The organism is Burkholderia sp. MSMB1459WGS, assembly GCF_001534535.1.
Lineage (GTDB): Bacteria > Pseudomonadota > Gammaproteobacteria > Burkholderiales > Burkholderiaceae > Burkholderia.
In genome coordinates, this window is the sequence record NZ_LPMU01000052.1 from 139,276 (window position 1) to 147,500 (window position 8,225).

The 8,225-nt window shown below is 66.2% G+C and carries 8 protein-coding genes; 7 read left to right on the forward strand and 1 reads right to left on the reverse strand.

Annotation, left to right across the window (positions count from 1 at the left end; translation table 11 throughout):
- The first annotated feature begins 119 nt into the window (after nt 1-119).
- The 7 genes from WT97_RS20190 to WT97_RS20220 all read left to right on the forward strand — a co-directional run bounded on the left by WT97_RS20190 (nt 120) and on the right by WT97_RS20220 (nt 7,150).
- Entirely contained in the window at nt 120-824 is a 705-nt protein-coding gene (locus WT97_RS20190; protein WP_059795095.1) for an SDR family oxidoreductase, read from the forward strand.
- 203 nt (nt 825-1,027) lie between these two features.
- Nucleotides 1,028-2,305, forward strand: a complete 1,278-nt coding sequence (locus tag WT97_RS20195; protein WP_059794835.1) for an epoxide hydrolase family protein — start codon at nt 1,028-1,030, stop codon at nt 2,303-2,305.
- 280 nt (nt 2,306-2,585) lie between these two features.
- Nucleotides 2,586-3,629 (forward strand): alpha/beta fold hydrolase, encoded by a 1,044-nt coding sequence (locus WT97_RS20200; RefSeq protein ID WP_059794832.1) that lies wholly within the window; start codon nt 2,586-2,588, stop codon nt 3,627-3,629.
- The gene (locus WT97_RS20205) at nt 3,629-4,171 is read left to right on the forward strand and encodes a cytochrome P460 family protein (RefSeq protein WP_059794829.1); all 543 of its coding nucleotides are present in this window, start codon (nt 3,629-3,631) and stop codon (nt 4,169-4,171) included. Before WT97_RS20200 ends, WT97_RS20205 begins: the two co-directional genes overlap by 1 nt.
- Nucleotides 4,172-4,449: 278 nt before the next feature.
- Nucleotides 4,450-4,797: a DUF4148 domain-containing protein gene (locus tag WT97_RS20210; RefSeq protein WP_059794828.1), complete on the forward strand. Its 348-nt coding sequence runs from the start codon at nt 4,450-4,452 to the stop codon at nt 4,795-4,797.
- A gap of 84 nt (nt 4,798-4,881) precedes the next feature.
- Entirely contained in the window at nt 4,882-5,673 is a 792-nt protein-coding gene (locus WT97_RS20215; RefSeq protein WP_059795091.1) for an alpha/beta fold hydrolase, read from the forward strand.
- A 76-nt stretch (nt 5,674-5,749) separates the two neighbouring features.
- On the forward strand, nt 5,750-7,150 hold the full coding sequence (locus tag WT97_RS20220) for an amidase family protein (protein WP_059794825.1): 1,401 nt from the start codon (nt 5,750-5,752) through the stop codon (nt 7,148-7,150).
- Nucleotides 7,151-7,242: 92 nt separating this feature from the next.
- Here WT97_RS20220 and WT97_RS20225 read toward each other — a convergent pair whose 3' ends face one another.
- Nucleotides 7,243-7,575, reverse strand: coding sequence for a hypothetical protein (locus tag WT97_RS20225; RefSeq protein ID WP_156440293.1), 333 nt, complete (start codon nt 7,573-7,575; stop codon nt 7,243-7,245).
- Between the last annotated feature and the right edge of the window lie 650 nt (nt 7,576-8,225).

Here is an 8,225-nt window from a genome sequence, read left to right on the forward strand (position 1 = left end):
AAACTATCGACTGGCGGCAGAAATACTGGTTCGACAGTCGGAATCGATGCGCCTACATTACCACCATGGCGCGCCGAATGGCGGCTGCGCGGCGGCGGAGCGGAAGCAAGGAGCGGATCGTGACTGTAGAAAAAGTGGCGGTGATCACGGCGGCTGGCAAGGGCATGGGCGCGGCCATCGCGCGGGAACTGGCGGCGACGGGCTATCGCGTCGCGCTGATGTCGCCGTCGGGCAGCGCGGTGGCGCTCGGCGAGGAACTGGGCGGCTTCGGCATCGAGGGCTCGGTGACGGAAGAGGCCGATATCGATCGGCTCGTGCAGGAAACGGTCGCGCGCTACGGCCGAATCGACGCGGTCGTGAACAACACCGGCCATCCGCCGAAGGGCGAACTGCTGGCGATCACCGACGACAACTGGCACGCGGGGCTCGACCTGATCCTGCTGAACGTGGTGCGCGTGATGCGCCGCGTGACGCCGATCTTCCAGAAGCAAGGCGGCGGCGCGGTGGTCAACATCTCGAGCTTCGCGGCGGACGCGCCCGAGCAGCCGATGCCGGTGTCGTCGGCGTTGCGCGCGGCGCTGAGTGCATGGACGCGCCTGTACGCGGAGCGCTATGCGGCCGAGAACATCCGGATGAACGCGGTGCTGCCGGGCTTCATCGACAGCTGGCCGGAAACGCCGGAGATCGTCGCGCGCATTCCCGCCGGCCGCTTCGGCAAGACCGGCGAAATCGCGAAGACCGTCGCGTTCCTGCTGTCGGACGGCGCGGGCTACATCACCGGGCAGAACATTCGCGTCGACGGCGCGATCGTCAAGGCGCTCTGAGCGTCGCACGGGCGAGCGGCCGCGAAAGCGTGTCCGCTCTCCGCGCAGCAGCTACAAACGCGTACAAATCAGACAAATCCGGGATACATCGGACCTTTCAAATGGGCGACGCCGCGTGACCAGGGCGCGCCGGATTGAAAGCCAGGGCGCGATCCCGCGCGCGGCATGTTCACTTTCCACTTCACGAAAGGAGATGCCGAACGATGTCTTCCACACCGTTTTCCCCGATGCGTCGCCACCTGCTGGCCACTTCCGTGGCCGCCGGGGTCTCGGCGATGCTGCCCACCGCGCTGCATGCCGCCACCGGCGCGAGCGGCATACGCCCGTTCACCGCGCACATTCCCGACGAAGCCGTGGCCGACCTGCGCCGCCGTATCGCCGCGACGCGCTGGCCGGGCCCCGAGACCGTCGCCGACGAATCGCAGGGCGTGCGGCTCGCGCGCATGCAGGCGCTGCTGCGCTACTGGGGCACCGACTACGACTGGCGCAAGGGCGAGGCGCGCCTGAACGGATTCCCGATGTTCATCACGGAAATCGACGGGCTCGACATTCATTTCATTCACGTGCGGTCGCGGCACGAGAACGCGATGCCGATGATCATGACGCACGGCTGGCCCGGTTCGGTCTTCGAGCTGCTGAAGGCGATCGGCCCGCTGACCGACCCGACCGCGCATGGCGCGAGCGCGGACGACGCGTTCCACGTCGTCGTGCCGTCGCTGCCGGGTTTCGGCTTTTCGGGCCGGCCGACGAAGACCGGCTGGGGTTCCGACCACATCGCGCGTGCGTGGGGCGAGCTGATGGCGCGGCTTGGCTATACGCGCTTCGTGTCGCAGGGTGGCGACTGCGGCTCGGTGATCTCGCATCGAATGGCGATGCAGCGCGTGCAGGGCCTGGCCGGGATTCACGTCAACATGCCGGCGACGGTGCCGCCGGACATCGCGACGCTGCTCGCGACCGATGCGCCCGCGCCGGCTTCGCTGTCGCCGAAGGAAAAGGCCGCGTACGAGAAGCTCGCGACGTTCTATCGCGACAACTGCGGCTACTCGGCGATGATGGTCACGCGGCCGCAGACTGTCGGCTATGCGCTTGCGGATTCGCCGTCCGGGCAGGCTGCGTGGATGTACGACAAGATCTCGCAGTGGACGTACAGCGGCGGCGTGCCCGAACGGTCGATTCCGCGCGACGAGATTCTCGACGACATTTCGTTGTACTGGCTGACGAACACCGCGACGTCGGCTGCACAGATCTACTGGGAGGATCACTCGAACAACTTCAACGCGGTGGACATTTCGCTGCCGGCGGCGATCACGGTGTTTCCGGGCGAGATCTACCAGGCGCCGCGCAGTTGGGCCGAGCGCAGCTATCACAACCTGATCTATTTCAACGAAGTCGACAAGGGCGGGCACTTCGCGGCATGGGAGGAGCCGGAATTGTTCGCGCGTGAAGTGCGTGCCGGGTTCCGGCCGTTGCGGCGCGTGTAAGCGGAGGGTACACGACGAACACGGGCCGGCCTGCTGCGCGGCCCGTGTTCGTTTCTACGCAACCGCCTGCAATGCCAGCGCGTGGTTTTTTGAATCGCTGTGTGTCGGATTCGCACACGGATACGTTGGGATACAAAGCCTCCGGATGGTTCGGATATAAAACCGGTGAAGCGATTCACACGGCGGCGCGGTGCCATGCGCCGCTGCTGCGAACGGCGCCCCCGATTGCCCGCACGTGCCGCGGGCCCTTTCCTTAGCGATCGACAATGGAGAACGAGTCATGCCTGATACCGTGAACACCCGCCGCCGCCTGATCCTGGGCACGACGCTGGCGAGCCTGAGCCTGGCCGACCTCGGCTTTAGCGCGCTGGCGCAAGCGCAGTCGGCGCCCGATTCGCCCGCGGCGAAGCGCCCGCCCGGCGCCGCGTCGCTGGGCACGATCCACCAGATCGACGCGGGCGTGCTCAACGTCGGTTATGCGGATCTCGGTCCGAAGCAAGGTCCGGTCGTGTTCCTGCTGCATGGCTGGCCGTACGACATCTACAGCTACGCGGAAGTTGCGCCGCTGCTCGTCGCGGCCGGCTATCGCGTGATCGTGCCGTACCTGCGTGGCTACGGCTCGACGACGTTCCGCTCGGCCGACACGGTGCGCAACGGCCAGCAGGCCGTGACGGCCGTCGACATCGTCGCGCTGATGGATGCGCTGAAGATCGACCGCGCGGTGTTCGGCGGCTACGACTGGGGCGCGCGCACGGCCGACATCATCGCGGCGCTGTGGCCGCAGCGCGTGAAGGCGCTGGTATCGGTGAGCGGCTACCTGATCGGCAGCCAGGCGGCGAATGCCAAGCCGCTGCCGCCGCAGGCCGAATTCCAGTGGTGGTATCAGTTCTACTTCACGACCGAGCGCGGCGAACTCGGCTACGCGCAGAACCGTGATGCGTTCAACAAGCTGATCTGGCAGCTCGCGTCGCCGAAGTGGCAGTTCTCCGACGAGACTTATGCGCGCTCGGCCGCATCGTTCCGGAATCCCGATCATGTGGCCGTGGTGATCCACAACTATCGCTGGCGACTCGGGCTCGCCAAGGGCGAAGCACAATACGACGACATCGAGCGGCGTCTCGCGGCCGGCCCCGCGATCACCGTGCCGACGATCACGATGGAAGGCGATGCGAACGGCGCGCCGCATCCGGAGCCGGCCGCGTACGCGAAGAAGTTCACCGGCAAGTACCAGCACCGGACCATTACCGGCGGCATCGGCCACAACCTGCCGCAGGAAGCGCCGCAGGCGTTCGCCGATGCGATCCTGCAAGTGGAGCATCTGTGATGCGGGCCGGCATGGGGGTGTGGCGGCGCGGCGCGCGCCGTGTGCTCGTCGCGGGCGCGCTGCTGACCGGTGCGTGGTCGGCGGGCGGCCCGGCCGCGTTCGCGGAACAGCCGAAGCCGGCCGCGGCCGCGTCGCCGATCTACGGCGTGACGATTCCGCCCGGCTACCGGAAGTGGGAGATGGTCGCGCCGGCCGAAGAGGCCGCACCGCTCGACGAGCTGCGCGTGGTGCTCGGCAACCCGGTCGCGATCCGCGCGCTCGAACAGGCGACGCTGCCATTCCCGGACGGCACGATCCTCGTGAAGCTTGCGTACAAGCGCAAGCAGTCCGACGAGTTCGCGCCCGCGACGGTACCCGGCCAGGCGACGACCGTGCAGGTGATGGTGAAGGACTCGCGCCGCTACGCCGCGACGGGCGGCTGGGGGTTCGGACGCTTCATCAACGGCGTGCCGGCCGACATCGGCCAGCATCAGACGTGCTTTGCGTGCCATCAGGCGCGGGTCAAGAACCATGATTACGTGTTCACGCGGCTCGCGCCGTGACGTGACACGGCGGTATGAAGGTGACGGAAAGGCGTGCCGGCGAGGCACGCCTTTTTTCGTGGTGCGCGGGGAACGCTGGCGCGCATCGGCAAGCGGGTTTGTATCGCACTGTATCTGCAGCCGCCCCTGAAAAACTGGCATGCAGAAAGCCCCGTTTCGGAAACATGCCGGATACGTGCGCGGGTTCTACTGTCGACATGCAGCAAACGTTCGGTGCCAGACGTTCGCACCGGATGCCAGGTGATCGACAACCCCAACTTCCTTCAAGGAGAAATCTCATGAAAGCCGCTCGAATCCTCGCTGTTGCCATCCTCGCCGTCGCGCCCGCCCTGTCGTTCGCCGATACCGGCCACGGCCTCACGCGTGCCGAAGTGCGCGCGGACCTCGTCCGTCTCGAGAAGGCCGGCTACAACCCGGCCGGCAGCGAAGCGCATTACCCGGACGATATCGCCGCCGCACAGAACGCCATCGCGGCTGCCGAGCAAGTCGCGCGTTCGGACCAGAACGGCCCGTCGAAGTCGCAAGACGACAACGTGGCCGACGCGTCGACGCCGGCCGGCCATCGCGATGCCGCGCAGTCGCGTACCGCACGCAACGCGGCCGACGACCTGTACGCGCATTCGTGATTCCGCTCCGCGCCTGCCGCATGCGGGCGCGGCCGCTCAGGCAGTACTTCACTTCAACGACACGACAAGGAAAGGAGCATGACGATGGCCGGTTTGATGAAACGCGTTCTGGTATCCGCCGCGATGATCGGCGGACTGTTCGGTGCGGTCGCGGCGCAGGCCGCGCCGAAGGAAGACCTGAAGGGCACCAACGTCGTGCTCGTGCACGGCGCGTTCGCCGACGGGTCGAGCTGGAACCGCGTGATTCCGCTCCTCGAGGCGCGCGGGCTGCACGTGGTGTCGGTGCAGAATCCGCTGAGCTCGCTCGCCGACGATGCGGCCGCGGCGAAGCGCACGATCGACGAACAGAAGGGGCCGGTCGTGCTGGTCGGCCATTCGTGGGCCGGCGTCGTGATCAGCGACGCGGGCAACGACGACAAGGTGAAGTCGCTCGTGTACGTCGCCGCGTTCGCGCCCGACAACGGCCAGTCGATCGCTGACGTCACGCAAGGGCTGCCGGCACCGTCATGGGCCGGCGAACTGCGCAAGGACGCGGGCGGTTTCGCACGGCTGTCGGACAAGGCGATCGCACAGGATTTCGCGCCGGATCTGCCGCCCGCGCAGCAGCGCGTCGTTGCGGCGACCCAGGGGCCGTGGTATAGCGGGTGCATCTCGGAGAAGGTCGCGCAGGCCGCGTGGCATGCGAAGCCGTCGACGTTCGTCGTCGCGACGCAGGACCGGATGATCGACCCGACGCTGCAGGAAGCGATGGCGAAGCGGATCGGCGCGACGGTCGCGCGCGTAAACGCCAGCCACGTCGCGATGCTGAGCCAGCCGAAGGCCGTGGCCAATGCGATCATCGCCGCCGCCGAGCGCGCGAAGCAGGATACGCAGTGAGCGAATGCGGCGCCGCGCTTTCGTGAGGAGGCGCGGCGCGTGAGTGATGGCGATGTCTTTCCACCAAGGAGAAGTCATGACGCAACTCTGGCAACTGTCGGCAACCGAACTCGCGAAACGCGTGCGGCAGCGCGACGTATCCGCGCGCGAAGTGGCGGACGCCGTGCTCGACCGTCTCGATGCAGTGAATCCTGCCATCAACGCGGTGGTCGAACACCGCCCCGACGACGTGCGGCGGCAGGCAGACGAAGTCGATCGCGCAATCGCGCGCGGCGACGATCCGGGGCCGCTCGCGGGCGTACCCGTCACCGTGAAGATCAACGTCGATCAGGCCGGCTTTGCGACGACCAACGGCACGCGCCTGCAGGAAAACCTGATCGCGCCCGACGACAGCCCGGTGGTCGCCAACATTCGGAAGGCCGGCGGGGTGCTGCTCGGCCGCACCAACTCGCCGACGTTCGCATTGCGCTGGTTCACGTCGAATCTCGTGCACGGCCGCACGCGCAATCCGCGCAATCCGTCGCTGACGCCGGGCGGATCGAGCGGCGGCGCGGCGGCGGCCGTGGCCGCCGGCATCGGCCCGCTCGCGGTCGGTACCGACATCGGCGGCTCGGTGCGCTACCCGGCCTATGCGTGCGGCGTACACGGAATCCGGCCGTCGCTCGGCCGCGTGCCGGCGTTCAATGCGTCTTCGCCGGAGCGGGCGATCGGCGCGCAACTGATGTCGACGGCCGGGCCGATCGCGCGCACGATCGACGATCTCTCGCTCGCGCTGCGTGCTTTCTCCGCGCCGGACCCACGCGATCCGTGGCACGTCGCGGTGCCGTTCGACGGGCGCGAGGTGCCGAAGCGCGCGGCACTGTGCGTGCGTCCGCGCGGCCTGGACGTCGTGCCCGAAGTCGAGGCCACGTTGCGCGATGCCGCGCGCCGGCTCGTCGATGCGGGCTGGGCCGTCGACGAGATCGACGATACGCCGCCGATGCGCGAGGCTGCGCTGTTGCAGGAACAGCTGTGGCTCGGCGACGGGTTCGGCGCGCTGGCGAATGCGGTCGAGCAAGATGGCGATCCGGGCGCGGCTGCGGTGATCGCCGCCGTGCGCGGCAAGGTGCGCGATCTGCCGGCCGACGTGATCAGCCGCGCGCTGGTCCGGCGCACGACGCTGACGCGACAGTGGCGGCTGTTTCTCGACGAATATGCGGTGTTGCTGCTCCCTGTTTCGTCGGAACTGCCGTTTCCCGACGATCTCGACCGGCAAGGGCCGGACGGCTTCGACCGCGTGTGGGAAGCGCAGCTCACGTTGCGCGCGCTGCCCGCGATGGGGCTGCCGGGGCTGGCCATCACGACGTCGCTCGCGAACGGCGTGCCGGTGGGCGTGCAGGTGGTGGCCACGCATCATCGCGAGGATCTGTGTCTGCTTGCCGGGCGCGATATCGAGGCGCGTGGGGTGCCGGTTACGGTGGTCGATCCGGTGGTGTGACGTGCAGACGGCGGGTGCATTGGCGATACCGCAGGGGCATCGCCGATGCATCGTTACCTATTCAATATCGCGCGACGGCGCGCCGTCGGTCGTCAACAGCTCAGCTGAATCGTGGCAACCGTCGGGATATTGGTATTCCCGTCCGAAATACTCGGCATGACGGAAATATGGCCCGGGTGAAAGTTGGCGACGCACGAGAAGCTGACGCTCGTGTTGTTGAGAATCGTCATCGAGACATCGGTTGCTTGCCAATGGAGCGGCGTGTTCGTCCACGGTGCACCGACCGACGCCGTGCACGTCCCGTTACCGGTGGTCGACGTGCATGAAATGCTCAGGGACGTCTGCGCATGCGCTGGCGACGTGGTCAGCAGCAGGGGAATCGACAGAAGCATGGGCAAGTAAATATTTCGCGAATGTTTGGTCATCGTTTTTACGAAAATTCTTGTTTGTCCGTCAAATGGAGAGGATCGCGCAATTCGATACGGCGAAAAACGCGATGCAGACATCGTACCGAAGCCGCGCCGGAAGTGGTCACGTTACGCGTGAGTGGATGAAGACGGCTCCCATGCGGTTGAAAACCTGGCAACGGCTTTAATAAGCGCGGCGAGCCGGAGTGTGTGGCCGACGCGCTTCATCACGCTAAATCGCATTCGTGAAAGCAAGGTGACGGTCCGATTCGGTGGCGGGCACGGCGCGTGTGTGTGTCGGTGCCGGTGGTGGTTTCCTGGTCGAGCCGTTTCACGATGACCCGGTCGCGCAATGGACGTAGGTTTACGTTTTGGCTCTGTTCCATCGAGTTGGTTGGCACACCAAGTATCCCGAATATGGGTCGGTATATCGAATCCTCGTAATTCTGACAGGAAGTTTTTAGAGGTTTAGTGACCAGCAGTAAACGGATTGTTGTAACCCATACCAATCGCCTTTGCGGCTGACTGAATAGGCCGCCTGGGCTGCGGATCGGGATTGCCGGGCGGCGTACTGATCGCTGGTACGGATACGAAAGAGGTTGCTGGAAAACTAATACTGGTCATATATCGACGACGCTTAACAATTGTTGACGCTGATCGATCTGGTT

Bases quoted from the DNA above. Each gene is read 5' to 3' on its own strand.
- WT97_RS20195 (WP_059794835.1), top strand. From the start codon at position 1,028: ATGTCTTCCACACCGTTTTCCCCGATGCGTCGCCACCTGCTGGCCACT.
- WT97_RS20200 (WP_059794832.1), top strand. From the start codon at position 2,586: ATGCCTGATACCGTGAACACCCGCCGCCGCCTGATCCTGGGCACGACG.
- WT97_RS20205 (WP_059794829.1), top strand. From the start codon at position 3,629: ATGCGGGCCGGCATGGGGGTGTGGCGGCGCGGCGCGCGCCGTGTGCTC.
- WT97_RS20210 (WP_059794828.1), top strand. From the start codon at position 4,450: ATGAAAGCCGCTCGAATCCTCGCTGTTGCCATCCTCGCCGTCGCGCCC.
- WT97_RS20215 (WP_059795091.1), top strand. From the start codon at position 4,882: ATGGCCGGTTTGATGAAACGCGTTCTGGTATCCGCCGCGATGATCGGC.
- WT97_RS20220 (WP_059794825.1), top strand. From the start codon at position 5,750: ATGACGCAACTCTGGCAACTGTCGGCAACCGAACTCGCGAAACGCGTG.
- WT97_RS20225 (WP_156440293.1), bottom strand. From the start codon at position 7,575: ATGACCAAACATTCGCGAAATATTTACTTGCCCATGCTTCTGTCGATT.